At 60.9% G+C, this 24,200-nt stretch carries 20 protein-coding genes and 2 tRNA genes; 12 read left to right on the top strand and 10 right to left on the bottom strand.

The genetic code is table 11. The features are described from left to right. Window positions 1–112: 112 nt before the first annotated feature. The 3 genes from gltX to CLH61_RS04885 all read left to right on the top strand — a co-directional run bounded on the left by gltX (window position 113) and on the right by CLH61_RS04885 (window position 1,868). Complete coding sequence (gene gltX, locus CLH61_RS04895; RefSeq protein WP_099613573.1) at window positions 113–1,597, top strand: glutamate--tRNA ligase; 1,485 nt, start codon at window positions 113–115, stop codon at window positions 1,595–1,597. A 112-nt stretch (window positions 1,598–1,709) separates the two neighbouring features. Then, a tRNA-Ala gene (locus tag CLH61_RS04890) sits at window positions 1,710–1,785 on the top strand. Window positions 1,786–1,792: 7 nt separating this feature from the next. Further along, window positions 1,793–1,868, top strand: a tRNA-Glu gene (locus CLH61_RS04885). Window positions 1,869–1,994: 126 nt separating this feature from the next. Here the strand turns inward: CLH61_RS04885 and CLH61_RS04880 are convergent. Then, window positions 1,995–2,846 (bottom strand): 6-pyruvoyl trahydropterin synthase family protein, encoded by an 852-nt coding sequence (locus tag CLH61_RS04880; RefSeq protein WP_099613572.1) that lies wholly within the window; start codon window positions 2,844–2,846, stop codon window positions 1,995–1,997. Between the two features lie 129 nt (window positions 2,847–2,975). Here CLH61_RS04880 and CLH61_RS04875 point away from each other — a divergent pair, with 129 nt between their 5' ends. Continuing rightward, window positions 2,976–3,590 (top strand): nucleotidyltransferase family protein, encoded by a 615-nt coding sequence (locus tag CLH61_RS04875; protein ID WP_228152532.1) that lies wholly within the window; start codon window positions 2,976–2,978, stop codon window positions 3,588–3,590. Here the strand turns inward: CLH61_RS04875 and CLH61_RS04870 are convergent. From CLH61_RS04870 to CLH61_RS04860, 3 genes are all read right to left on the bottom strand, one after another. Beyond that, complete coding sequence (locus tag CLH61_RS04870; RefSeq protein ID WP_099613570.1) at window positions 3,573–4,667, bottom strand: response regulator; 1,095 nt, start codon at window positions 4,665–4,667, stop codon at window positions 3,573–3,575. The two genes, CLH61_RS04875 and CLH61_RS04870, sit on opposite strands and share 18 nt — an antisense overlap. A 41-nt stretch (window positions 4,668–4,708) precedes the next feature. Continuing rightward, window positions 4,709–5,911, bottom strand: a complete 1,203-nt coding sequence (locus CLH61_RS04865) for an MORN repeat-containing protein (protein WP_099613569.1) — start codon at window positions 5,909–5,911, stop codon at window positions 4,709–4,711. A 98-nt stretch (window positions 5,912–6,009) separates the two neighbouring features. Beyond that, a complete protein-coding gene (locus CLH61_RS04860; RefSeq protein WP_228152531.1) occupies window positions 6,010–6,537 on the bottom strand; it encodes a hypothetical protein in 528 nt (175 codons plus the stop codon). Between the two features lie 160 nt (window positions 6,538–6,697). Here CLH61_RS04860 and CLH61_RS04855 point away from each other — a divergent pair, with 160 nt between their 5' ends. Continuing rightward, window positions 6,698–9,622, top strand: coding sequence for an insulinase family protein (locus CLH61_RS04855; protein WP_099613568.1), 2,925 nt, complete (start codon window positions 6,698–6,700; stop codon window positions 9,620–9,622). Window positions 9,623–9,651: 29 nt separating this feature from the next. Here the strand turns inward: CLH61_RS04855 and ppsR are convergent, their stop codons facing one another. Continuing rightward, window positions 9,652–10,467 carry a posphoenolpyruvate synthetase regulatory kinase/phosphorylase PpsR gene (gene ppsR / locus CLH61_RS04850; protein WP_099613567.1) on the bottom strand — a complete coding sequence of 272 codons (816 nt, stop codon included), beginning with the start codon at window positions 10,465–10,467 and terminating at the stop codon, window positions 9,652–9,654. 167 nt (window positions 10,468–10,634) lie between these two features. Here ppsR and ppsA point away from each other — a divergent pair, with 167 nt between their 5' ends. Beyond that, complete coding sequence (gene ppsA, locus CLH61_RS04845; protein ID WP_099613566.1) at window positions 10,635–13,007, top strand: phosphoenolpyruvate synthase; 2,373 nt, start codon at window positions 10,635–10,637, stop codon at window positions 13,005–13,007. Between the two features lie 32 nt (window positions 13,008–13,039). Continuing rightward, window positions 13,040–13,522 carry a ribonuclease E activity regulator RraA gene (gene rraA / locus CLH61_RS04840; RefSeq protein WP_099613565.1) on the top strand — a complete coding sequence of 161 codons (483 nt, stop codon included), beginning with the start codon at window positions 13,040–13,042 and terminating at the stop codon, window positions 13,520–13,522. A gap of 70 nt (window positions 13,523–13,592) precedes the next feature. Here the strand turns inward: rraA and CLH61_RS04835 are convergent, their stop codons facing one another. Beyond that, window positions 13,593–14,264, bottom strand: coding sequence for a TIGR04211 family SH3 domain-containing protein (locus CLH61_RS04835; RefSeq protein ID WP_099613564.1), 672 nt, complete (start codon window positions 14,262–14,264; stop codon window positions 13,593–13,595). A gap of 97 nt (window positions 14,265–14,361) precedes the next feature. Beyond that, window positions 14,362–14,661: a YciI family protein gene (locus CLH61_RS04830; RefSeq protein WP_099613563.1), complete on the bottom strand. Its 300-nt coding sequence runs from the start codon at window positions 14,659–14,661 to the stop codon at window positions 14,362–14,364. Between the two features lie 118 nt (window positions 14,662–14,779). Here CLH61_RS04830 and CLH61_RS04825 point away from each other — a divergent pair, with 118 nt between their 5' ends. Then, complete coding sequence (locus CLH61_RS04825; RefSeq protein ID WP_099613562.1) at window positions 14,780–15,649, top strand: PHP domain-containing protein; 870 nt, start codon at window positions 14,780–14,782, stop codon at window positions 15,647–15,649. A gap of 14 nt (window positions 15,650–15,663) precedes the next feature. Here CLH61_RS04825 and CLH61_RS04820 read toward each other — a convergent pair whose 3' ends face one another. Both CLH61_RS04820 and CLH61_RS04815 read right to left on the bottom strand, forming a co-directional pair. Beyond that, a complete protein-coding gene (locus tag CLH61_RS04820) occupies window positions 15,664–16,203 on the bottom strand; it encodes a YecA/YgfB family protein (protein WP_099613716.1) in 540 nt (179 codons plus the stop codon). After that, window positions 16,203–19,424, bottom strand: a complete 3,222-nt coding sequence (locus CLH61_RS04815) for an Rne/Rng family ribonuclease (protein ID WP_099613561.1) — start codon at window positions 19,422–19,424, stop codon at window positions 16,203–16,205. The genes CLH61_RS04820 and CLH61_RS04815 overlap by 1 nt, the downstream gene beginning before the upstream one ends. A gap of 594 nt (window positions 19,425–20,018) precedes the next feature. On the opposite strand from CLH61_RS04815, the gene rluC reads away from it, so the two are divergent. The 3 genes from rluC to CLH61_RS04800 all read left to right on the top strand — a co-directional run bounded on the left by rluC (window position 20,019) and on the right by CLH61_RS04800 (window position 22,881). Further along, window positions 20,019–21,068 carry a 23S rRNA pseudouridine(955/2504/2580) synthase RluC gene (rluC, locus tag CLH61_RS04810; protein ID WP_099613560.1) on the top strand — a complete coding sequence of 350 codons (1,050 nt, stop codon included), beginning with the start codon at window positions 20,019–20,021 and terminating at the stop codon, window positions 21,066–21,068. Window positions 21,069–21,110: 42 nt separating this feature from the next. After that, window positions 21,111–21,758 carry an HAD family hydrolase gene (locus CLH61_RS04805; protein WP_099613559.1) on the top strand — a complete coding sequence of 216 codons (648 nt, stop codon included), beginning with the start codon at window positions 21,111–21,113 and terminating at the stop codon, window positions 21,756–21,758. Window positions 21,759–21,861: 103 nt separating this feature from the next. Next, entirely contained in the window at window positions 21,862–22,881 is a 1,020-nt protein-coding gene (locus tag CLH61_RS04800) for a S49 family peptidase (protein ID WP_099613558.1), read from the top strand. On the opposite strand, the gene CLH61_RS04795 is transcribed toward CLH61_RS04800, so the two are convergent. Then, window positions 22,878–23,486 carry a Maf family protein gene (locus CLH61_RS04795; protein WP_322868213.1) on the bottom strand — a complete coding sequence of 203 codons (609 nt, stop codon included), beginning with the start codon at window positions 23,484–23,486 and terminating at the stop codon, window positions 22,878–22,880. The genes CLH61_RS04800 and CLH61_RS04795 overlap by 4 nt on opposite strands. A 162-nt stretch (window positions 23,487–23,648) precedes the next feature. Between CLH61_RS04795 and CLH61_RS04790 the strand changes: the two genes are divergently transcribed. Beyond that, window positions 23,649–24,194, top strand: coding sequence for a YceD family protein (locus CLH61_RS04790; protein WP_099613556.1), 546 nt, complete (start codon window positions 23,649–23,651; stop codon window positions 24,192–24,194). Window positions 24,195–24,200: the final 6 nt, after the last annotated feature.

Raw genomic sequence — 24,200 nt, 5'->3', positions numbered from 1 at the left:
AAGCGGGGGAGAAGGTCCGTGTCGACGCTTATGCGAAAAGGCGCGCGGGCCGGTATAATGCGGAGCTTTCCAGCCACAGGCTACCCAAGTCGCTTTCTGACAGGATTCTTCAATGACTGTACGTACCCGAATTGCGCCATCACCGACCGGTGACCCACACGTCGGCACCGCCTACGTGGCCCTGTTCAACCTGTGTTTCGCCCGCCAGCACGGTGGCCAGTTTATTCTCCGGATTGAAGACACCGACCAGGCGCGCAGCACCCCGGAATCCGAGCAGGATATCCTGCGGGCACTGCGCTGGCTGGGGCTGAACTGGGACGAAGGCCCCGACGTGGGAGGCCCGTTCGGCCCCTATCGCCAGTCCGAGCGCAAGGATTCCTATCGCCAGTATGCGTTGGATCTGGTGGACAAAGGCCATGCCTATTACTGCTTCCGGACTCCGGAGGAGCTGGATGCGATCCGGGAGGAGCGCAAGGCCCAGGGCCTGAACCCCGGCATCAAGGGCGACCTGGAGTTGCCGGAGGCGGAAGTTCAGCGTCGTCTGGCCGCAGGCGAGCCCTATGTTATCCGCATGAAGGTGCCGGACGAGGGTATCTGCGAGATTGACGACATGCTGCGCGGTACCATTGAAATTGACTGGGCGCAGGTGGACTGCCAGATCCTGCTGAAGTCCGATGGCATGCCCACCTACCACCTGGCCAACGTGGTGGACGATCACCTCATGGGGATCACCCACGTCCTGCGGGGGGAGGAGTGGATCAACTCGGCGCCCAAGCACAAGCTGCTGTACCAGTATTTCGGATGGGAAATGCCGGTGCTCTGCCATCTGCCGCTGCTGCGCAACCCGGACAAGAGCAAGCTGTCCAAGCGCAAGAACCCCACCAGCATCACCTTCTATGAGCGCATGGGGTTTCTGCCGGAGGCCGTAACCAACTACCTCGGAAGAATGGGCTGGTCGATGCCGGATGAGCGCGAGAAGTTCAGCCTCGACGAAATGATTGCCAGTTTCGATATCCAGCGGGTATCACTGGGTGGTCCGGTGTTTGACGTGGAGAAGCTGCGCTGGCTGAACGGCCAGTGGCTGCGGGAAGATGTTTCGGACGACCAGTTTATCGAGCGTCTGAAGCAGTGGTGGTTCAATGAAGATGCCCTGCGCGAGCTGATTCCCCATATCAAGGGCCGGGCGGAAGTGTTCAGTGACATTGCGCCGATGGCGGCCTTCATGTTTTCCGGCATGCTTAACCTGACTCCGGAGCACTTCCACCACAACAAGGTGGCCGAGGACCAGGTCAAGCGCGTGCTGCAGTTTACCCTGTGGCGTCTGGAGGCCCAGCGGCACTGGAGCAAGGACAATATCTTTGCTGACATCAAGGCCCTGGCCAAGGCCATGGACATGAAGATGGGGGACTTCATGTTCGCCATCTTCGTTGCCGTTGCCGGTACGCCGAACTCCTGGTCGGTGATGGACTCCATGGCACTGCTCGGTCCGGACATGACCCGCTCCCGTTTGCGCCACGCCCTCGAGGTTCTCGGTGGTTTTTCCAAGAAGGAAACCAAGCGGGTGGAGAAAGAGTACGCCGAATTGTTCGCGGAATAACCGCTTTGGTTGTGAAGTGACCGATCTGGACAGGGATGTTCAGAAAATTGAAAAAAATGAATATTAGTTGTTGACGACCCAGGGTCGGATCCTTAATATACGCAGCCGTTGAGGGGCCATAGCTCAGCTGGGAGAGCGCAACACTGGCAGTGTTGAGGTCAGCGGTTCGATCCCGCTTGGCTCCACCAATTTCTAGTCCCCTTCGTCTAGTGGCCTAGGACTCCGCCCTTTCACGGCGGCAACAGGGGTTCGAACCCCCTAGGGGACGCCAATACGGCTTGACGGTTTAGTCCACCGGAAAGCCATCAAAAAAACCGCCTTCGGGCGGTTTTTTTGTGTCTGCAGGAAAATGCCGGGCGCCACAGCCGGGCACGGTGCCGGCTGTGGGCAGGCGGGTCTAGCGAGAAGCGATGGCGCCTTTGCCCACCCCTTCGTAGGCCTTGACCCGGATGGTGTCATCGGGGTGGGCGGCCTTGATCCGGTCGGCGATATGGGCTGCAATCAGCTCCACCGTGGTGTCCGTCTCCATCATGTAAACCCGGGACTCCGGCAGGGTCAGGCTGAATTCACCCTGGTTTGCCTCGTAATCAAAGCGCACATACAGGGTGCCGTCTTCTGTTACCCAGCGGTCAGACACATCCTCTTCCGAGCCCACGTAGATATCCTGCCACCGTTTTGCCCACTGGCTTTCCAATTCGTAGTCCCGGTAACCGTTGCGATCAATACGGATGGGGGAGCGGTGGCCGTGGGCAATTCGCTGGCAGTTGCCGAGATGTTTCTTCAGGCCGTGAACGTAGTGGTAGTAAGCCCCTTCAATGACTTCTTCCCGCAACCCGATGTCGATACTGGTGACGTTGGGCGGCAGCACCGCTCGCAATTCGTGTTCGAGCAGGGCGGCAACGGCAGATGGCATGACCCGTGAGCCCGGGATCCACACCAGGGCCTCTTCCGGCGAGCGATGGATGATGAATGAGCCATCCCGGAGGGTCCAGGTGAAGGTGTCCGGCTGGGCGTCATCGACGCTCACCCCGGGATAGTCCTCCGGAACCACCAGGCGATGGTCCACCCGCTCATCGATCACCCGCTTGATGGTGCGTTTGACATTGCTGAAGTCGAATACCATGCCCTGTTCATCGAGTTCGCCGCCAAGGACGACATCGACGATCCAGCTTTCTCCGACCAGGCCGCGGTCGGCGTCGAGGTAGGCGAAGTCGATAACAGTCAGGTTGTCTACAAACAGGTGATTCATCGGGGCGTCCGGTGGGATGGGCTTGAATGACTGGCAAATTCTAGCAAAAATCCGCCAAACTCAGGAATCTGTATAAACACGTCGCCCTGTAATGACCGGCCTGGCGGCATCTTCCGGAGAGTATGAGCGGTGACAACAGCAGAACGAAACCCGGATGGTGGGGGCTACCCGGTGCTGGTAATGGCGGCCGGCGCATCGCGGCGAATGGGGCGGCCCAAGGCCCTGCTGCGGTATGGTGGCGGCAACCTGCTTGATCGCGCGTTGGAGCTGGCGGCGGTGCTGGGTGGTCCGGTGACGGTCGTCGCGGGTGGCCACTACCCGTTAGTGCGGTTCCGGACCCGCCGGCAGCCAGTACGCTGGTTGCTGGCGGAAAACTGGCAACAGGGGCTGTCGGCATCCCTGCAGGCGGGCTTGGCGAGCCTTGGTCCCGGCGTCAGGGGGTGTTTTGTCTTGCTCGCGGACCAGCCCGCTCTGTGGGAGGCTGATCTGAGGTTGCTGGGGCAGCATGCCAGGGCCGCGCCGTGGCATGCCGTTGCCGCTGATCATGCCGGCCGGCCGGGGGTGCCGGCCTATCTTCCCCGCAGCCTGTGGCCCGCTATCATGGCGCTGGACGGTGATCGCGGGGCGGCCCCGGTACTTGCCCGCGCAGGTGCGGAGCGCATTGAGATTCGCGGGGCGAGCCGGGATATCGACACGCCAGAGGACTGGCAGGCGCTGCTCAGGGATTCAGGCAAACACCCCTGACAGCCAGGCAATGCCGGCAGCGAACACGCCCAGACTGACTGCCAGCGCCAGGCTGTAGGCCCGGGTGCTGGCCGCGCGCTGGCGCGCCACATACAGCTCGATGGTGCGCTGGGCAATCTCCTCGGCCGCCTCGCGGGAAATGTCGTGAGCCTGCTGGACCGCCTCGGCCTGCAGTGTTTGCCAGAATTCGGTATCAATGGTCTGTACGCTGGTGATGTGGTCCTGCAACTCGGTCATTTGCTCGCTGGTGAAGCCCTTCTGGCGGGCCAGTTCCTTGCGGATATCGGTCAGTTCCCGCACCAGGTGCAGGTTAACCTCGGCGGCGACGTCATCCCGCAACCCGATGGTGCTCTCGCTTACCAGGGTGGCAATCTGCTCCATTCGCTCCTCCAGCGCCGTTGCCTGTTTCTTGCCGGCTTCGTCGAGGGCGCGCTTGAGGTGGTCAAACTGTTCGTCAAACAATGAGCTGAGCAGTTCGTGCAGGCGGTTGTTGATGTGGGTCTTGACCGCGGAGCGGGCAATCTGCTCGATCAGTTCGGCGGTCAGTGGCACCACCTGCGAGGAATCCGGCTGGCTGTCGGTGGCGCTACCGCTGGTGGGCGCCAGAACGGCATTATCCGGCAGCGCCGGGCGGTCCTCCGCCTCTTCATCATGGGTATGGCTGGCGTCATTGAGGGCTTCGACCGGCAGGGTACCTGTGCTGACATCTGTGGCCAGCTGGTCCAGCACCAGGTTCAGCTTCTCGGTATGGGCAGGTTTGGTAAGGATGTTGTAAACCCCGAAATTACGGGCCTCCTCGACAAACGACGGGGATTTGCGGGAGGTGCACATGATGATCGGGATGCCTGCGGTCTCGGGGTTGCCCTTGATTGCCTTGGTGGCCTCGACGCCATTCATGCCCGGCATCAGGTGGTCCATGAAGATGACGTCGGGACGCTGGTGGGAGCGGAGAAAGTCCAGCGCCTCTTCGGCCGAGCCGGCCATGTTCACTTCCATGTCGCGACCTTCAAGCAGTTTGCTCAGGGCAAACCGGGCCACCTTGGAGTCGTCCACCAGCAGTGCGTTCTTGATCGTCATGTCCCAACCTCATCCTGTTACTGCGTTGTTATTCTTCGGGTTTACCAGCCTTCGAGGGCAGGGCACTGGGTGGCCCGGTAGCTTTTTTCCCGGTAACAGACACCGGGCTCGGTGGTTCTTGCGGTAAATACCTCGCCGCTGGCGGTTGTCAGCCGTACCTGGCCGTAGGGTTCGCCGTGACGGAAGGTGGCCTCAATGGAGCTGCCGTTGGGGTTCAGCAGCAGCCCCTGGCCGTGGTATTTGCCCTCGATGTATTGGCCGCGGTATTGCTTGCCACTGGCGAGGGTTTCCGCCCCCTTGCCATGGAAGTCCCCGTTCGAGAAGCCGCCCTCATAATGGCGCCCGTCCGGCTCGGTGAGGGTGCCTTCGCCATGAAATCGGTTATTGCGGAAGCCTCCGACGTAAAGCAGGCCAGTGGTGGTGGAAAGGGAGCCGTGGCCGTTGAGTTGGCCGGCGTCCCACAGCCCGGTCAGGATGTCGCCGTTGGCTCGGGTCAGGGTGCCCTGGCCATGAAACTCGCCGGCATGGAACTGGCCGGTGTAACGGGAGCCATCCGGGCCGCGAAGGGTGCCCTCGCCCTGGCGGGCGCCTTCGTGCCACTCGCCTTCATAGCGGCTGCCTTCGGCATACCAGGCCTTGCCATCGCCGTGGAACCGGCCGTTCACGAAGTGACCTTCATAGCGCAGGCCGTTGCTGTCCTGATACTGGCCATCGCCGGTTTTGACGCCGCCAAGCCATTGGCCGTCGCGGTAATTCACCCGGGTATAGGCTTCCAGTCGCGCCATCAGCGTCAGCTCGTTACCCGCCTGGACGGTGACGGCGCGAGACCAGGGCCTGAATCCGTCTTTGCTGATGGTAATGTCGTACTGGCCCGGATCGAGTTCAACGTCCAGGCGGGTGGCACCGTAGGCCTTGCCGTTGATGGTGACGGTGTCGCCCACCACGTTCGAGCGCAGGGTGAGCTGTCCGGTGGTCGGTGGTGGTGGCGGCTCAGGAACGGGCGCGGTTTCCGGCTCGGGGCTCTCGCTGACGATAACGGGCACAGTCGGAGCCAGCCTGGCCAGTTGTGGCGCGGGAGCAGGCTCCGGTGCCGGCAATTCGTCGGCAAATACCGGACTGCGCGCTGCCACTGCCGGAGGCGCCGAGGCCGGCAAATCCTGGCCCCGCATAGAGGCAAAGCCGGCGGTCACCAACAGCATGGCGGCCAGGGCATTGACAAAAAGTAGCGGTCTCACATCGACCATGGGCAAACCTCACACCTGCTTAAGCGAATTTATCTTAGCGAGTTGTGTGAGGGTTATGTAACAGAGCGTGACAGAAGTTTACGAGATTGCCGGTCAGGTCACATTTTGTCCGGAAGCTGGTCATGATTGAGCTGCTCCCACGCCTTCATGTACACATCGGCTTCGTACTGGTAGGGGGACCGGAATGGCGTCAGAACCATGTCGAAGACCAGGAAAAAGAAGCCAACGGACAGCCATGCCATAAACAGACTGCTGATCGTATTGGCCTGAATCTCGGGGTTCGAGTTCACGAACTCCTCCAGCAGCGGCAGCAGGTCGGCGGCCATCACAACGGGATTGAAGCTGGCCAGCACCAGCGGCAACCAGAAGCCGACCAGTATCGGAAAGAAACCGAAGGACCACAGGGCCCGTCGCAGCAGGTAGATGCCGAGGGCCTTCCAGTATTGCTGACGAAGCTCCGGGGTTTTGCGAAGCTGGGCCAGGTAACGGCGGCGCTCGGCCCAGTAGGCGGCAACGTCAGCGGCGGCGATCCGGTCTGCATCGGCTGGCGCCGGACCGGTCGGATCGTCGCCGTCATGGGAGGCGTGGACCTGTACTGCGTTATCAGGCCGGATATCGGTGGTCATGGTGATCGGTTTTTCCTTCCTGTGCGGTAAATTACAGGGTGCGTGGCCATCCAGGGCCGGGCCGGTGCGACTGGCAGTGGCGCTTGCCCTGACAGGTGCATGATAATCGATACAACGTGATACCCTACAAGTCTTAATATGTTAATGACAGGATAGTTGAATGACTGCAGCCAGCGTAAGCGCGACACATCCGGCTTTTGAGAAGCTCCGCAGTCACCGGATTGACACCCTCAACCTGACGGTTGAGGAGTATCGTCACATCAAAACCGGTGCCAGCCATCTCCACCTTGCGGCGGACAACGATGAGAATGTGTTTTTTGTTGCCCTGCGTACCTTCCCGATGGACTCCACCGGGGTCGCCCACATTCTCGAGCACACGGCCCTGTGCGGCAGCGAGAAATACCCGGTTCGCGATCCGTTCTTCATGATGATCCGGCGTTCCCTGAACACCTTCATGAACGCGTTCACCAGCAGCGACTGGACCGCCTATCCGTTCGCCAGTAAAAACCGCAAGGATTTCGACAACCTGCTGTCTGTCTACCTGGACTCGGTATTCTTCTCGAAGCTGGATCCGCTGGATTTTGCCCAGGAAGGTCACCGCCTGGAGTTTGACAAGCCGGACGATCCCGAGTCCGAGCTGGTTTATCGCGGGGTGGTGTATAACGAGATGAAGGGGGCCATGAGCGCGCCCACGTCCCAGTTGTGGCAAAACCTCACCAGCCATCTGTTCCCGACGACCACCTACCACTACAACAGTGGAGGTGAGCCGGACCATATCGTCGACCTCAGCTACGACGACCTGGTGCGTTTCTACCGCCATCATTACCACCCCAGCAATGCGTTTTTTGCCACCTACGGTGACATCCCGGCCCGTGAACACCATGAGCGGTTCGAGGAGCTGGCCCTCAAGCGGTTTGAGCGACTGGACATCGAGCTGCCGGTGAAGGACGAGAAGCGCATGTTTGCGCCGTTGCGGGTGGACCAGAGCTATGCGGTCAGTGAAGGCGAGGGCACCGCGCAGAAGACCCACATCGTGATGGGCTGGCTGCTCGGTCACAGTTTCGACCTGCAGGAAAACCTCGAATGCCAGCTGCTGGCCAATGTGCTTTTGGAGAACAGCGCCTCACCGCTGATGCGTGCCCTGGAAACCACCGATCTGGGGCATTCCCCGTCACCGGTGTGCGGGCTCGAGGATTCCAACCGGGAAATGACTTTTGTCTGTGGTATTGAGGGCAGCGAGCCGGAGCGGCAGGCTGAACTTGAAGCCCTGATCGAGCAAACCCTGCAGAAGGTGGTTGAGGATGGGGTCAGCCAGGAGCGCCTGGAAGCGGTGCTGCACCAGCTTGAGCTCCATCAGCGTGAAATTGCCGGTGACCAGTTCCCCTACGGGCTGCAGCTGATCATGAGCGCTATCCCGCCGATGGTACACGGAGGGGATCCGGTTGCCCTGCTGGATCTGGAGCCGGTTTTGGCGGACCTGCGGGAAAAAATCCGTGACCCGGACTACATCCGCAGCCTGATCCGTCGCCACTTGCTCGACAACCCGCATCGGGTGACACTGACGCTGCGCCCGGACAGCGATCTGGAAAATCGTCGCCAGGAGGCCATCCGCGAGGCGCTGGCCCGCCGCAAGGCATCCTTGAGCGACGACGAGAAGCGGCAGATTATCGACCGGGCGGCGGCCCTTGAGGAGCGGCAGCAGCGCAAGGACGACGACTCGATCCTGCCCAAGGTGGACTTGACCGATGTGCCGCTGCAGTTGCCGGAGCCGGAAGCCCGCTTTGCCGGGGACTTTGCGGCGACCCTGTACGCCCGCGGCACCAACGGGCTGGTGTATGAGCAGCTGGTACTGCCATTGCCGGCAATGTCGGAGGAAGAACTGCTGCTGTTGCCGCTGTACACCACCTTCATGACCGAGGTGGGTTGCGGTGATCTGGACTATCTGCAGATGCAGGACCGGATCTCGGCCGAATCCGGTGGTATTTCTTCATTCTCATCCGCCCGGGGACGAATTGACGATGCGCAGGACCTGTCGGGTTACCTGATTGTCAATGGCAAGGCGCTGGCCCGTAACCGGGATGCCCTGACGCGGTTGCTGAAAGATGTGTTCACCGGCGCCCGTTTTGATGAGCAGGGTCGCATTCGCGAACTGGTCGCCCAGGTGCGGTCCCGTCGCGAGCAGTCGGTAACCGGTGCCGGCCACGCGCTGGCGATGGGAGCGGCGTCCCAGGGACTGAGCAGTGGTGCCTGGCTGGCGTTCCGGCTTGGAGGCCTGGAGGCGATTCGGGGCATCAAGGCGCTGGATGACGCACTGGCGAGCCCTGATGAGCTGGCACAGTTGTGCCAGCGGTTGACCGCGCTGCATGAGCGGATGCAGCAGCAGGCGCGGGAGTATCTGGTTATTGGTGAAGAAGACCAGCTGGATCCCATGGTCGACAGCCTGAAAGCGTGCTGGCCGGCAGTGCAGGATGCAACCGGAGAGCCGTGGAAACTGCAGCCGGTGAGTTACCAGACCCGTCAGGCGTGGCTGACGTCCACCCAGGTTAACTTCTGTGCCCGGGCCTTCAGCACGGTGGCGGTGGACCATCCGGATGCCGCTGCGCTCACGGTGTTGGGCGGTTTCCTGCGCAACGGGTTCCTCCATCGTGCCATCCGCGAGAAGGGCGGCGCCTACGGCGGCGGTGCCGGCCAGGACAGTGTCAACGGTTGCTTCCGCTTCTTCTCCTACCGTGATCCGCGGCTGGGGGAAACCCTGGAGGACTTCGATAACTCGCTGACGTGGTTGCGCCAGGCCGAGCACGATCCGCAGGCACTGGAGGAATCCATCCTCGGTGTTATCGGCCAGCTTGACCGGCCCCGGTCACCGGCAGGCGCTGCCCGCCATGCCTTCCACAACCGGCTATTTGGTCGCAGTCCCGAACAGCAGGCCCGTTTCCGGGAGCGGGTGCTGGCCGTCACCCTGGACGATCTGAAGCGGGTTGCCGACCGCTGGCTGGTGCCGGAAAACGCCAGCACCGCGGTCATCACCAGTCATGACAACCGCAAGGATGCCGAAGGCCTGGGGCTGGCCATCGAAGAGCTTTAAGAAACGCCGGCAATTCCGGCGCTGCCGCATCAGCGGTGGCGCCGGAGCCCTGTAGCCACCATGATCCGCGTGGAGATCTCCTCGACGGAGTAGGCGGTGGTGTTGAGGTAGGGAATCCGTTCCCGGCGATACATCAGTTCAATTTCCTCGATTTCATGCATGCACTGTTTGAGCGACGAGTAGCGCGAGTTGGGGCGCCGTTCGTTGCGGATGGTGGCCAGCCGTTCCGGCTCGATGGTCAGGCCGAAAATCTTCTCCCGGTGCGGTCGCAGCGCTTCCGGCAACTGCTGGTCGTTGAGGTCTTCCTCGGTGATCGGGTAGTTGGCAGCCTTGATGCCATACTGCAGTGCCAGATACAGGCAGGTTGGCGTCTTGCCGCTCCGTGAGGCCCCGACCAGGATAAGGTCCGCCTCGTCATATTGCCGGGTGCGCGCGCCGTCGTCGTTGTCGAGGGCAAAGTTCACCGCGTGGATCCGCCGCTCGTAGCTGCCTTCGTTATTGATGGCGTGGGATTTGCCGACCGAGTAGGAGGACGACGCCTTCAGCTCCTGTTCCAGGGGTTGCAGAAACGTCCCGAAGATATCCACCATGAAGCCATTGGCCTCGGAGATGATCTCGCGGATGTCGCTGTCGACGATGGTGTCAAACACCAGCGGCTTCTCGTCATCGGTTTCTGCGGCCTTGTTAATTCGGGTCACAAGTTCCCTGGCCTTGTCGCTGTCATCGATATACGGAACGGTAATCCGCTCGAAATCGATTTTCTCGAACTGCGCGAGCAGCGCGTTTCCAAGCCCCTCGGCGGTCAGGCCGGTGCCGTCGGAAATAAAAAAGGCGGTTCTTTTCATGGTGTACTGTCTGCCTCCGTGTTGGCAGGTTCCCTAGGTAATCCTCGCAGGTTACAGTATCATACACGCCAAGTTCGAGAGCCTTGGGTGCAGTTTCTGCGGTTGGTACCCCCGAATCCACTCGCCCGCTTTGGCTCTTCGCTTTTCAGACTCAAGGGAGACGCGTTTTGGAAGATTACATTATCTGGTTTGAAAACCTGGGAATGTCTGATGTAGACCGGGTGGGAGGCAAGAACGCATCCCTCGGTGAAATGATCAGTAATCTCGCCAACGCAGGTGTTACCGTTCCGGGTGGTTTTGCAACGACTGCCCATGCTTACCATGAATTCCTCGCAAAAGACGGCCTCCGCGACCGTATCGATAATGCCCTTGATGCCCTCGACGTTAACGACGTCAACGAGCTGGCACGGGTCGGCTCGCAGATCCGCCAGTGGGTCATCGAAACACCGTTCCCGGCGAAACTCGAGGAAGAGCTGGAAAAGGCCTACAACCAGCTGCGTGATGGCAACGAACATATGGCGGTGGCGGTGCGCTCCTCGGCAACGGCGGAAGACCTGCCGGACGCGTCCTTTGCCGGCCAGCAGGAAACCTTCCTCAACGTGGTTGGCCTTGATCAGGTCAAGCGGTCCGTCAAGGATGTGTTTGCTTCCCTGTTCAATGACCGTGCCATTTCCTACCGCGTGCATCACGGCTTCGACCACAAACTGGTTGCCTTGTCCGCCGGTATCCAGAAGATGGTGCGCAGTGAGACGGCCGCCAGCGGCGTCATGTTCACCCTCGATACCGAATCCGGCTTCCGTGACGTGGTGTTTGTAACCGGCTCCTACGGTCTGGGTGAGACCGTGGTGCAGGGTGCGGTCAACCCGGATGAGTTCTACGTTCACAAACCGACCCTTGAAGCGGGTCGTCCGGCAGTGCTGCGTCGAAATCTCGGCAGCAAGGCCATCAAGATGGTCTACTCCGACGATCACAGCAGCGAGCATTTTGTCCAGACCATCAAGGTCGAGGCTGAAGACCGTGGCCGCTTCTGTATCTCCGATGCGGAAGTGGAAGAGCTGGCCCGCCAGGCCATGATTATCGAAAAGCACTACCAGCGTCCGATGGACATCGAGTGGGCGAAAGATGGCGATGACGGCCGGATCTATATCGTTCAGGCCCGTCCGGAAACCGTAAAGAGCCGCGCCTCCGCCAATGTGATGGAGCGGTACCTGCTCAAGGAAACCGGCAAGGTGCTGGTGGAAGGGCGCAGTATCGGCCACAAGATCGGTAGTGGTCCGGTCAAGGTGATCACCAGCATCAAGGAAATGGACAAGGTCCAGCCAGGTGACGTGCTGGTAACCGACATGACCGACCCGGACTGGGAGCCGGTCATGAAGCGTGCGTCCGCCATCGTAACCGATCGCGGCGGCCGGACTTGCCATGCGGCAATTATCGCCCGCGAGCTGGGTATTCCGGCAGTCGTCGGTTGTGGTGACGCAACCGAAGTGCTGAAGGACGGCCAGGAAGTCACGGTATCCTGCGCGGAAGGCGATACCGGCATGATCTATGAGGGCGCCCTCGATTTCGAGCTGCGGGAGAACACGGTCGACTCCATGCCCAACATCCCGTTCAAGATCATGATGAACGTGGGTAACCCGGACCGCGCCTTTGACTTCCAGGCCCTGCCCAACGAAGGCGTCGGCCTGGCCCGTCTGGAGTTCATCATCAACCGGATGATCGGTGTTCATCCCAAGGCCCTGCTGAACTTCGACGGGTTGCCGCGGGACATCAAGCAGACGGTCGAAAAACGTATCTCGGGTTACAGCTCACCGGTGGACTTCTACGTCGAGAAACTGGTGGAAGGTATCTCCACCCTGGCGGCGGCCTTTGCACCCAAAAAGGTGATTGTGCGGCTGTCGGATTTCAAATCCAACGAATACGCCAACCTGATCGGCGGTACCCTGTACGAGCCGGACGAAGAGAACCCGATGCTGGGATTCCGTGGCGCATCCCGGTACATCTCCGAAACCTTCCGTGACTGTTTCGAGCTGGAGTGTCGGGCGCTGAAGAAAGTCCGTAATGAAATGGGGCTGACCAACGTTGAGGTGATGGTGCCTTTCGTACGCACCGTGGGAGAGGCCAAGCAGGTGGTGGAGCTGCTGGCGGAGAACGGACTGGTGCGCGGTGAGAACGGTCTGCGGGTCATCATGATGTGCGAGCTGCCCGCCAACGCTCTGCTGGCGGACCAGTTCCTCGAGCATTTCGACGGCTTCTCGATCGGCTCCAACGACCTGACCCAGCTTACTCTGGGTCTGGATCGTGATTCCGGCATCATTGCCCACTTGTTTGATGAGCGCAACGATGCGGTAAAGGTGCTGTTGTCCAATGCTATCCAGGCGTGCAAGAGGGCGGGCAAGTACATCGGTATCTGCGGCCAGGGGCCATCGGACCATCCGGACCTCGCCAAGTGGCTGATGGATGAGGGCATCGACACGGTATCCCTGAACCCGGATTCGGTACTCGACACCTGGTTCTTCCTCGCTGACGAGAAGATTGACTGATTCGCTGATCCAACGACAAGGAGGATGACTGAGTGCCTATCGTAACCCCGGACATTTGTGATGATTACCCGGAAGTGCTGGTGGTTGAGCCCGGCTTTCGTAACTATGGCGCCATCAAGGCCTTTGGTGGCGAAATCGTCACTGTAAAGTGCTTTGAAGACAATTCGGTCGTCAAGGAGCAGGTGGCCCAGCCCGGAAACGGCCGCGTTATGGTGGTAGACGGTGGTGGTTCCAGGCGTGCTGCGCTGCTCGGTGACATGCTCGCCGAGCAGGCCGCCAGCAACGGCTGGGCAGGTCTGGTGATTAACGGTTGCATCCGGGATGTGGACGTTATCGGCGAGACCGCGCTCGGGGTTCAGGCTCTGGCGACCCATCCGCGCAAGACTGAGAAGCGCGGTGTTGGTGACCTGAACGTACCGGTGACCTTTGGTGGTGTGACCTTCCACCCGGGCCATTATGTCTACGCTGACAACAATGGCATTGTGGTCTCTGAGAAAGAACTGGCGCTCGGCTGAACTGCGGCAGGAAGAACAAAAAAAGTCCGGAAGGTGACCCCTTCCGGGCTTTTTTGTTTGCGTTGACCCGTCAGGCCCAGTTGTCGGTTTTGCGACTCGGTTTAAGCATGGGGATGACCAGTGCCAGCAGCACGCCTCCGAGCACCAGGCCTGCGCCCAGCAGCATGAAATCGGACTCGCTCTTGGCTTCCAGGCGCTCTTTTTCCGCCGTCAGCACTTCCAGGTCGTTGCGCAGTTTCTGGTTTTCTTCCTGCAGCTCATCGTTGCGGCGCTCCAGGCTGAGGGCGTTGGCAGAGACTTCCTTGACCCTGGCCAGTTCCGCGGCAAGCTGGCTGGAACGCTGTTCCAGATTCTGCTCGGACGAGGCCAGGTTGCTGCGCTCCTGGGTGACGGTCTGGAGTTGCTGGCGAACCTCGGCCAGCTCGCTGCGGGCGCGTTCCAGGTCTTTGTTGGCGGCTTCCAGGCGATCACGGGCGATGGGGGTGTTGCTCAGGTAGCGGGTGAGGATATAACCCTCAATACCGTCGCGGGTGCGAATACGGCTGTAACCGGACTCTTTCTGTTCCAGCAGTTCGATGGGCGTCCCGCTGCGCAGTCCCTGATGAAGGATGCGGAACTGGGTTCCCTCGCCACTGCGAATCGGCGCATAGAACGTATCGTCAACATACACTGTTTTGGCATGGGCGGAGATGCCCACTGCCATCAAAAGCAGCACGCTGATAAAAAGACGAGACGGTGTCACTGATTAGGCCCCTACAAGAACGATGAAGGCCGCAATTTTGGCATAGCTGTGTGGCTATGCAAGGCGGCACGGGTTACAAAATGCTCATGTGTCCGGATCAGGGCAGGACAGCTTTGAACGGCTTGACCGTAACTTTGCGGTACACGCCTGCCGCCATGTAGGGGTCGGCGTCCGCCCAGGCTTTCGCTTCCTCGAGGGAATCGAATTCGGCCACCACCAGGCTACCACTGAAACCTGCCTCACCCGGATCGGGGCTGTCGATGGCGGGGTGGGGGCCGGCAACCAGCAGACGGCCTTCGGCTTTCAGTGCTTCGAGCCTTGCCAGGTGGGCAGGGCGGGTTTCCTTGCGCATCGGCAGGCTGTTTTCGACATCTTCACTGATGACGGCGTAGAGCATGGCTTGACTCCTTGAAAAGATCAGACAATGACCCATCCTGCCGGTTGACGATACATCGACCCGGATGGCTGATAAACTGGCCGGGTAGGCTACCCGACTGACGCAAAAGAGTAATTCCGTGACTATACCCCAAGCAACGTCCCTGTGCATCGATCTGCACTGTCACAGTACAGTTTCAGACGGCGCCCTGACGCCCTCTGACCTCATTGCACGGGCCCGGGACAAGGGGGTGACCCATCTGGCACTCACCGACCATGACACCATTGCCGGCCTTGAGCAGGCGCGCCAGGCCGCCGGTCAGGTTGGTCTTGAACTGATCAATGGCGTTGAGCTGTCCTGCCTCTGGCGCACCCAGACCATTCATATCGTGGCGCTGGATTTTGATGTTGATGACCCTGGGTTCCGGGCTGCGCTGGCGACTCAACTTGATAACCGCTGGCGCCGGGCCCGGATGATTGCAGAACGGCTGGAGCGGCTGAAAGTCGATGATCTGCTCACGAAGGCAACCAGCGTGGCTGGTGGTGATGTGCCTGGGCGTCCGCATTTTGCCCGGGTGCTGGTCGATGAAGGTGTGGTCCGGGACAGCGGGCAGGCATTCCGCCGCCATCTGGGCGCAGGCAAGCCCGGTGACGTCAGGGCGTTCTGGCCGGAGCTGGACGAGGTGGTGGCATGGATCGTACAGGCTGGCGGCATAGCCGTGCTGGCCCACCCCCGCAAATACAAGATGACGGCAACCAGACTGCGCCAGTTGGTCAGTGATTTCCGCCGTGCCGGTGGCAGGGCCATCGAGGTGTCAACGTCCGGCCAGTCCAGTGGTGATCTTGGGTTCCTGGCCGAGTTGTGCCGGCGGGAACAGTTGCTGGCATCCCAGGGTAGCGATTTTCACTTTCCCGGGGCTCCCTGGTGTGAGTTGGGGCACATCATGAAAATGCCAGACGGGCTGGAGCCGGTCTGGCATCATTTTCGTAAGCCGGTGGTGACCGGGTAAGTCACCTCACCGGTTCAGTCAGGGGCGTGAAACAGCAGGTAGAGGTCTGTCAGTGAGTCAGGAATGGCTTCCGCCATTTGCCGGCTCAACTTCTCGTTTTCCCGCACCTTGCGGAAATCCTCGTCATCAAACAGTCCCGACAGGGTCAACATCGGCACCAGCAGGTCTGCTGCCTCGTCCTCGTTGTCTCCAAGCCACTCGTCTTCGTGCTCGAGGAAAGTGTCAACAAAACCGGCACACCAGTTTTCCAGGGCATTCATTGGATCCCCGTCCTCCGGTTCCGGCAACTCGAGCGCCTGCCCCATATCCAGTGAGTGAGCCATGCCTTTGGCCAGCTTCTCCACTGCCGAACTGAAGGCGAGGGGGACGCCTTCTGCCGGCAACTGGTCGAGGCCAGTCGCCAGCAGGAAGATATCCTCCCTGCTCAATTCGGTCGGGCCAACCACGCTGGCACACACCACGCCGTGAAGACCGAAAAAGTCTACTGCGTCCTCGCCCCAGGGCTCCGCAAACAGAATGTCTTCGAGCGCTTCAATATCCGCATTGGACAGCATCATTCATTCCCCTCGGCTTTTTTCGCCGCTTCGGCAGCCCGCTGGCGTTTGCGGACTTCTCTCGGGTCATTGTAGGCCCTGCCGGGGGTAACCGGGGGCAGAGGCTCGGTTGCTGGCCTGGTTTCCGCTGCCTTGGCTGCTTCGGGGGCGGCCGCTGGTTTGGTCTCAGCCGGTTTCTCAGTTTTCACTGCGTTGGCCGGTTTCTCGGCAGGCTTCGCATCCGTTGTCGCGTCGGTTGTTGCTGCCGCCTTGGTCTCCGCGGGTTTGGCAGTTTTTGCCTCCGTCGCATCGCCGGCTTGTTTGCCAGGCGTTGCTTCGGCCCGGGCTTCCGATTTGTCATCGACTTTTGCTGTCGACTTTTCCGCGGTCCGGCCCTCAGCAGCTTTGTCCCCGGGCCGGCCTTCGGCTTTCGGCTCGGCTTTTGCCTGCGCCTTGCCTTCGGTCTTGCCTTCGGATTTGGCTGCGGCCTCCCGGGTGGATTCCGCCGGTGCCTTTTCTGCTGGCTTGGACTCGGCAGCCTTTACCACCCGGCTGGTGGCTGGCTTGTCAGCGGCTTCCGTCGCTGCGGCTGCTTCTGGCCGGGCCTGGCTCTCAGGCTTGTCGGCAGGTTTCTTTGCCGGCTCATCAGCCGCTGCTTTCTTCTCGGGAGCCGCACTGGCTTCCGGCGTGCCTGCCGACTTGCTGACCGGCTTGGCCTCATCTTCTTTCGGTTGCCCGGTCTTCGGCTCAGCGGTCTTCTGCTCGGCGGTCTTTGGTTCTGCAGAGGGTGCCGTTTCAGGCTTGGGTGCAGTTGCTTTCTGCTCGGGGGCCTTTTGCTCCTGGGCTTTCTGCTCTGTTACCTTCGGTTCTGCCGCCTTCTGACCGGCTGCCGGCTGTGCAGCCGGCTTGGCCGTCTCAGCTACCGCTTCAACCTGGGTGTCCTGCTGATGTCGCTCGGTACGAGCGGCCTTGCGGTCTGCCGGCGTCGATGCCGGTGCCTCGGCTGGCGAGCCGTCACGGTTCCGCGGCCGGCGTGGCTTGCGGCGTTTTTCATCACCGCCGCTGCGCTCCGGGCGATCACCTCGTTCCGGACGATCGGCTTTCGGCTCGCGATCACCACGGGGTTCGCGCTCGGCCTTCGGCTCGCGCTGGTCCCGGGTTTCCTGGGGTTTGTTGCGTCCGCCCTGGCCACGGGCCTGTTGGCTGCGCTCGTCTGCTTCCTTACGTCCGGTGTCCTTGCGGCCTTCTCCGCCCTGCTGCTGGCGCCCCTGGCTTTCGCCCTGACGGCCGCGGCCACCGGACCGGGCGCTGTCACGACCGCCCCGTCCACCGCGGCTGCGGGCATCGTCACTACGGCCGGTATCGCTGCGGCCCTGTTCGCCTTGCTGGCGGCGATCGCCACCCGCGCGGTTCTCCGGGCGGCTCTCATCACGGGCAACCCGCGATTTGCGGCGGTCCTGGCGCGGTTGGCCACGACGGTCACCCTGTTGCTTGCGGGCAGTGCTCTCGCTTTCCTGCTCGGTGCCGCCGCCGAAGAAGCACGCAATCTTGCGGCCAATGCGACGGAAAACACCTTCTTCCTGGATTTCGGCGGGGGCTGCGGCTTCGGTCGGTTCGGCGCTGGGCGCAGGTGCAACCGGACGAATGGCCTTGACCGCGGCTTCCTGGCGAACCGGTGCCTGGGTTGGCAGCAGCTCCTGGGCTTCCTCCTCGCGCTCGCTGTATTCGCGGGCTACCTGGTAGCTGGAGACTTTCTCCTGGCCCGCCTCGTCGTCGCGGAGGCGAAGAATCTCGAACTGGGGCGTTTCCATGTGCGGCTGGGGTACCACCACCACACTGACTTCCTGGCGGGCTTCAATATCCGCCAGTTCCTTGCGTTTCTCGTTGAGCAGGAAAGTGGCAACCGTAACCGGTACGATGGCGCGCACTTCGCCGGTCTTGTCTTTCGAGGATTCCTCGTAGATCAGGCGCATGATGCTCAGGGCGAGGGATTCGATGCCACGGATGGTGCCCTGGCCATTACAGCGTGGGCACACCTCGCTGCGGGTCTCGCCCAGCGAGGGACGCAGACGCTGGCGTGACATTTCCAGCAAACCGAAGCGGGAGATCTTGCCAACCTGGACGCGGGCCCGGTCGAGTTCCAGTGCTTCGCGGACACGCTGTTCCACTTCGCGCTGGTGCTTGGCCGGGGTCATGTCGATGAAATCGATGACAATCAGGCCGCCCATATCCCGCAAACGCAGCTGGCGGGCGATTTCGTCCGCTGCTTCAAGGTTGGTCTGCAGTGCGGTTTCCTCGATGTCATGGCCCTTGGTGGCGCGCGAGGAGTTGATGTCGATGGATACCAGTGCTTCGGTCGGGTCGATGACGATGGAGCCGCCGGATGGCAGTTTCACTTCCCGCTGGAATGCAGTCTCGATCTGACCTTCGATCTGATAACGGCTGAACAGGGGGATTTCGTCCTTGTACAGCTTGATCTTGTTCTCGAAGGTGGGCATCACGGCGCGAACAAAGTTGAGGACGTCCTCGTACACCACCTCGGAGTCGATCAGCACCTCACCGATGTCCTGGCGGAGGTAGTCGCGAACGGCGCGGATAATGACGTTGCTTTCCTGGTGGATCAGGAACGGCGCCTTGCGCTCGCCGGCAGCCTGGGTGATGGCTTCCCAGAACTGGACGAGGTAGTCCAGGTCCCACTGCAGTTCCTCGGAGGTACGGCCGATGCCGGCAGTACGCACGATGATGCCCATGGTCTTGGGCACCTGAACCTGGTTCATCGCTTCCTTGAGCTGGGCCCGTTCCTCACCCTCGATGCGGCGGGAAATGCCGCCGGCGCGGGCGTTATTTGGCATCAGAACAAGGTAGCGGCCGGCCAGGGAGATGAACGTGGTCAGGGCGGCGCCCTTGTTGCCACGTTCTTCCTTGTCGACCTGGACAATGACTTCCTGGCCCTCGGAGAGCACATCGCGGATGTTGATCTTGCCTTCGATCTGGCCCGGGGATTTCTTGAAGTATTCCTTGGAGATTTCTTTCAGCGGAAGGAAGCCGTGACGCTCGGCGCCGAAGTCGACAAAGGCGGCTTCCAGGCTGGGTTCTACGCGGGTAATCCGGCCTTTGTAGATGTTGGCCTTTTTCTGTTCCCGGCTGCTGGATTCGATATCAAGGTCAAACAGACGTTGTCCGTCAACAAGTGCAACGCGCAACTCTTCGGGGTGAGTTGCATTGATCAGCATTCTTTTCATGGAAAGAATTGTTTCCTGTCATGTAAATGAGACAGAAAACCTGAGGGAAGTGCATCAGCGAAGCAGAACGGGCGTTCCGCGGGCGATAGAGTCGCCGGCGGCCAGACGAATCAGATCAGTACGGATACAGCTTCCGTAGGCCTGAACAAACCGCAGACGTACCGGCTGCCTGAGGGCAGGGGGAGGTCGGTTGGGGTTACTGTCTGGTGACGCATGTTATCCGTTTTCAAGTTCACGCTGGTACCTGGGTCTCACGTCGTATTCGTATGCTGGACGGCCCGGCCCTGCGTGCTGGTAATGATTCTTCGGTGATGTCGTCCGTCGGTTTTCCGTACGGTTATCATCTTCTCTTCCGGGGGCTGTGCAGGTGCCTTCTGTTTCGGCACCGCGGGCTCTCTCCGGAAGCATTTCAAGCGCCAGGTCCTTTAATGATCGGATAACTGGCGTTCAAACTCGCTTGTAGTGTCTGTATACTTCTGCCGCTCCGGCCTGTGGTGTTCCTACCATGCCGTGGACAAACGGTAAAGCACGCCGGAATATAACAGTTATCATCGGGGCCATCAATCCCGCACACTTCCCTATCGGACGTACCCTATGCCAGTCACCAGAAAACAACCCCGCCGCCCGGGTTCGCAAGCGTCTCCTGCGCCGTCTGCCGCGGCCGCTGAGCGCAAGGGTGTGCAGCGGGTGGTTGTGGGAGAGGATAATGACGGTCAGCGGGTGGATAATTTCCTGCTGGCGCAGTTGCGGGGAGTCCCGAAAAGTGTGATCTACCGCGTTGTCCGCAAAGGCGAGGTAAGGGTGAACAAGGGGCGGGTAAAGCCTGATACCCGCCTGCGCCAGGGGGATGAAGTGCGTATTCCGCCGATCACCCAGAAGGTCAGGGAGGCGCCGGTGGTGCCGGGCTCGCGGGTGCAGAGTGTGATGGAGGGAGCCATCGTATTCGAGAATGAGCAGATGCTGGTGGTCAACAAACCATCGGGTATTGCGGTACACGGTGGTAGCGGGCTGGATTTCGGCCTGATCGAGGTGTTGCGGGCGGCCCGTCCGGAGCAGAGATTTCTTGAGCTGGTCCACCGCCTCGACCGTGATACTTCCGGTCTGGTGATGGTGGCCAAAAAGCGTTCGGCGTTGCGGTTCCTGCAGGATGAGCTGAGGCATCGCCGTATGCGTAAGTATTACCATGCCCTGGTGGTGGGTAGCTGGCCCGCCGGTCTCGACCGGGTGGATGTGCCGTTGCAGCGTTTCGAACTCAAATCCGGTGAGCGCCGGGTCCGGGTGGACAACGAGGGCAAGGCGTCGCTGACAACCTTCCGGCTGCTGGATTCCTGGCCGGGGTACAGTCTGGTTGAGGCGTCACCGGTGACTGGCCGTACCCACCAGATCCGGGTTCACAGTGTGTGGGCCGGGCACCCTATCGCCGGTGACGACAAGTATATGGATGATGCCAGTCTGCGGGCGTTCCGCGCGGCGGGCGGTCAGCGCCTGATGCTGCATGCCCGGGCGCTGGAAATTACCTTGCCGGCCGGTGACGGTAATCCCGGAGAGCGTATTCGTCTCGAGGCGCCCTATGATGAGGCGTTCGGGGGCTTTCTTGCGAAGCTTGACGCTGTGAAAGGCAGCAGTGCCGGCGGCGGTCAGTAGTTCAGTAGCGAGGCCGAAACAGATCAGAAACAGGATAATCCTATGCAGGTTAAAGTAGTCATTTTTGACTGGGACGGAACGCTGGTTGACTCGGTGGACCATATCGCCGACAGCCTTCACCAGGCGGCGACCGAATTGGGGTATCCGGCTCTGGAGCGGGAAGCCTACCGGGATATTATCGGGCTTGGCATGGTTGAGGCGCTGGAGGCACTTTATCCGGGGCTCAGCCGCGAAGAGATGAATGCGATCCGCGATGGCTACGCCCGCTACTTCTTTGCCAAGGTGACGACGCCCCAGAATGTCTTCGATGGCATGGCGGACGTGCTGGCGGACCTCCGTCGTGCCGGTCGCGGCTGTGCGGTGGCAACCGGCAAGAGTCGGCGGGGCCTGGATGGCGCGTTGCATTCCAGTGGCCTGGCTGCGCATTTCGATCATACCCGGTGTGCCGATGAGACCCGTTCCAAGCCGGATCCGGCCATGTTGCAGGAGTTGATCGGGGTCTATGGGATCCGGCCCGAGGAGGCCGTAATGATTGGCGATACCCGCTATGACCTGGAAATGGCGCAGCGGATCGGCATGCCGGCCATTGGCGTGGAGTGGGGTGTCCACAAGCGCGACGTGCTTGGCCGGTATGATCCCCACGCCATTGTCGAATCGGTGGCAGATTTGCGGGACGTGCTCGGGCTTTGATTGGGCTTTGATTGGGATCGGGCTTCGACCGGCCTGTGACCGGCACTGGTCGATGAGGTCCGGGCCTGCGCTGTGGATTTAATTCGCTAAACAGGAAGAACAGATGACAGATTGGGAATCTGACAAGAATCCGGGGTGGGGCGCTGAACCGGTATCTGCTGCGTCGCGCAACGCCGGCGACCGGCCGGAAAGCAGTCGCGACTGGAAGCTGATCGAGAAACTGGTGATGTCCCTGCAGTCCGAGCAGCGCAAGAGCAGGCGCTGGGGGATTTTTTTCAAGCTGCTGACCTTTATCTATCTGTTCGCGATTCTGTTGCTGCTCAAGTTCCCTTTGGGGGAAAGTTTGCAGTCCGCGGTGGGTGATCATACCGCGCTGATCGAAATCACCGGCACCATCGCGGCCGACGAGCTGGCGAGTGCAGACAATATCGTGGGTTCCCTGCGCCGGGCGTTCGAGGATCCGGAAGCGAAGGCGGTGATTCTGCGGATCAACAGCGGTGGTGGCAGCCCGGTGCAGTCGGGCTATGTGTATGATGAGATTGTCCGGCTGCGCAATGAATACCCCGACAAGAAGGTCTATGCGGTGATTTCAGACATCGGCGCGTCCGGTGCCTACTATATCGCCGCAGCGGCGGACGAGATCTATGCGGACAAGGCCAGTCTGGTGGGGTCCATCGGTGTGGTGGCGGGTGGTTTCGGTTTTACCGGAACCATGGACAAACTGGGGGTTGAGCGGCGGCTGTATACGGCCGGGGAAAACAAGGCCTTTCTGGACCCCTTTTCTCCCGAGAATCCTGAAGAGGTGACCTTCTGGCAGGATGTTCTCGAGACGACGCACCGGCAGTTCATCGAACAGGTGCGCGCGGGCCGCGGTGACCGGCTGGCCGATGACGAGCGCCTGTTCTCCGGGCTGGTCTGGACCGGCGAGCAGGCTCTGGAGCTGGGGTTGGTGGATGGTCTCGGCAGTTCATCCTATGTGGCCCGGGAAATTGTCGGCTACAAGGAGTTGGTGGATTACAGCAGCCGTCGTTCCCCGTTTGAGAACCTGATTGACCAGTTGGGTGTGTCCGTAGGCAGCGGATTTGCCAGTCAGCTGATCGAGTCCCGCCTGGAATTGCGCTAGCGATCAGTGAGGGGGTTGAAGCCCCATTGCCTGAACAGATCGTTCAGGGCGATCAGGGGCAGGCCGACCAGGCTGTTGGGATCGCGTCCCTCCAGGCGGTTGAACAGGGCGATGCCGAGCCCCTCCATCTTGAAGCTGCCAGCGCAGTCGTAGGGCTGCTCGGTCAGCAGATAGTGCCGGATCTCGGTTTCGGTCAGCTCGCGGAAGTGGGCCCGGAAAGGCTCGCACACGCAGGCGCAGGTATCATTGCGGCTATCGTAAAGCGCCAATCCGGTGTGGAACGTGACTGTCTTGCCGCTGCTGAGCTGTAATTGCTGCAGGGCGCGCTGGTGGGATCCCGGTTTGTTGAGCCGGGTGCCGTCCGGCAGTGCGGCCACCTGGTCTGAGCCGATGATCCAGTGGGCCGGGAAGCGGTTTGCCAGGGCGCGGGCTTTCTCCTCGGCGAGGCGGCGGGCGAGGTCCTGCGGCGCTTCGCCGTGTCGAGGCGACTCATCAATCTCCGGGCTGGCCGTTTCGAAAGGCAGTCCCAGGCGGGCAAGCAGTTCCTGCCGATAAGGTGAGGAGGAGGCGAGAACGAGCGGGGCGGGCAGTGGCAAAGAAGGCATCAGGAGTCTCTCGTAACCTGCAGATAACGGGTCAGCAAGCCGGCAATCGGTCCGGAATGCGCTGGCCTTATTGTGAAATACACCTATGCTGCTGGCAAACCTTCGTGAATTCGTGACGAAGTCTTTGACAGACGGTGGTGGTGTCCCTAAAATTGCGCGCCTATGTCAAACGCCGAATTGCCCAAGTCCGTCGATCCTTACCGGCTCGCGGAGCAGAACACTGTGCTGGAGGGATTCGTTCCCCTCAGCGCCATGGCTCGTTTTAACGAATGCATCTCGGGCTTTGAAGAAGGCGGGGTTTGTCAGGTTACGCTGTCGTTTTCGATGGATGGTGAGCGTCGACGCATTGTTGTTGGCAAGCTGTCTGCGAACGTGGAGTTGCAGTGTCAGCGGTGCATGGGGCCGAAAGCGGCCACGCTGGTGTCGGAGTTCCGTCTCGGACTGGTCACCAGTGATGCGCAGGCGCAGCAGTTGCCACGCGACCTGGAGCCCTATCTGACGGAAGGCTTTAATGCCGATCTGTGGGCGATGGTCGAGGACGAGTTGCTGCTCGTGGTTCCGCCGTTCCCGCTGCATGAGCGTGACCAGTGTCCGGCCAGGGAGGCCCTTGAAGCCCTTGAGGGCACGCAGGCGTCAGCCCGGCCGGAAGCAGAGCCTCGCGAGAACCCGTTCAGTGTTCTGGCGGATCTGAAGACGAAAAAGCACTAACGATGT

The sequence above is a fragment of the Marinobacter profundi genome (assembly GCF_002744715.1).
GTDB classification, from domain to species: Bacteria; Pseudomonadota; Gammaproteobacteria; order Pseudomonadales; family Oleiphilaceae; genus Marinobacter; species Marinobacter profundi.
Note: the sequence above shows the minus strand (reverse complement) of the source record. Positions and strands in the feature narration are given on the sequence as shown.

Bases quoted from the DNA above. Each gene is read 5' to 3' on its own strand.
- gltX (WP_099613573.1), top strand. From the start codon at position 113: ATGACTGTACGTACCCGAATTGCGCCATCACCGACCGGTGACCCACAC.
- CLH61_RS04880 (WP_099613572.1), bottom strand. From the start codon at position 2,846: ATGAATCACCTGTTTGTAGACAACCTGACTGTTATCGACTTCGCCTAC.
- CLH61_RS04870 (WP_099613570.1), bottom strand. From the start codon at position 4,667: ATGACGATCAAGAACGCACTGCTGGTGGACGACTCCAAGGTGGCCCGG.
- CLH61_RS04865 (WP_099613569.1), bottom strand. From the start codon at position 5,911: ATGGTCGATGTGAGACCGCTACTTTTTGTCAATGCCCTGGCCGCCATG.
- CLH61_RS04860 (WP_228152531.1), bottom strand. From the start codon at position 6,537: ATGACCACCGATATCCGGCCTGATAACGCAGTACAGGTCCACGCCTCC.
- CLH61_RS04855 (WP_099613568.1), top strand. From the start codon at position 6,698: ATGACTGCAGCCAGCGTAAGCGCGACACATCCGGCTTTTGAGAAGCTC.
- ppsR (WP_099613567.1), bottom strand. From the start codon at position 10,467: ATGAAAAGAACCGCCTTTTTTATTTCCGACGGCACCGGCCTGACCGCC.
- CLH61_RS04830 (WP_099613563.1), bottom strand. From the start codon at position 14,661: ATGCTCTACGCCGTCATCAGTGAAGATGTCGAAAACAGCCTGCCGATG.
- CLH61_RS04820 (WP_099613716.1), bottom strand. From the start codon at position 16,203: ATGCTGTCCAATGCGGATATTGAAGCGCTCGAAGACATTCTGTTTGCG.
- CLH61_RS04815 (WP_099613561.1), bottom strand. From the start codon at position 19,424: ATGAAAAGAATGCTGATCAATGCAACTCACCCCGAAGAGTTGCGCGTT.
- rluC (WP_099613560.1), top strand. From the start codon at position 20,019: ATGCCAGTCACCAGAAAACAACCCCGCCGCCCGGGTTCGCAAGCGTCT.
- CLH61_RS04805 (WP_099613559.1), top strand. From the start codon at position 21,111: ATGCAGGTTAAAGTAGTCATTTTTGACTGGGACGGAACGCTGGTTGAC.
- CLH61_RS04800 (WP_099613558.1), top strand. From the start codon at position 21,862: ATGACAGATTGGGAATCTGACAAGAATCCGGGGTGGGGCGCTGAACCG.
- CLH61_RS04795 (WP_322868213.1), bottom strand. From the start codon at position 23,486: ATGCCTTCTTTGCCACTGCCCGCCCCGCTCGTTCTCGCCTCCTCCTCA.
- CLH61_RS04790 (WP_099613556.1), top strand. From the start codon at position 23,649: ATGTCAAACGCCGAATTGCCCAAGTCCGTCGATCCTTACCGGCTCGCG.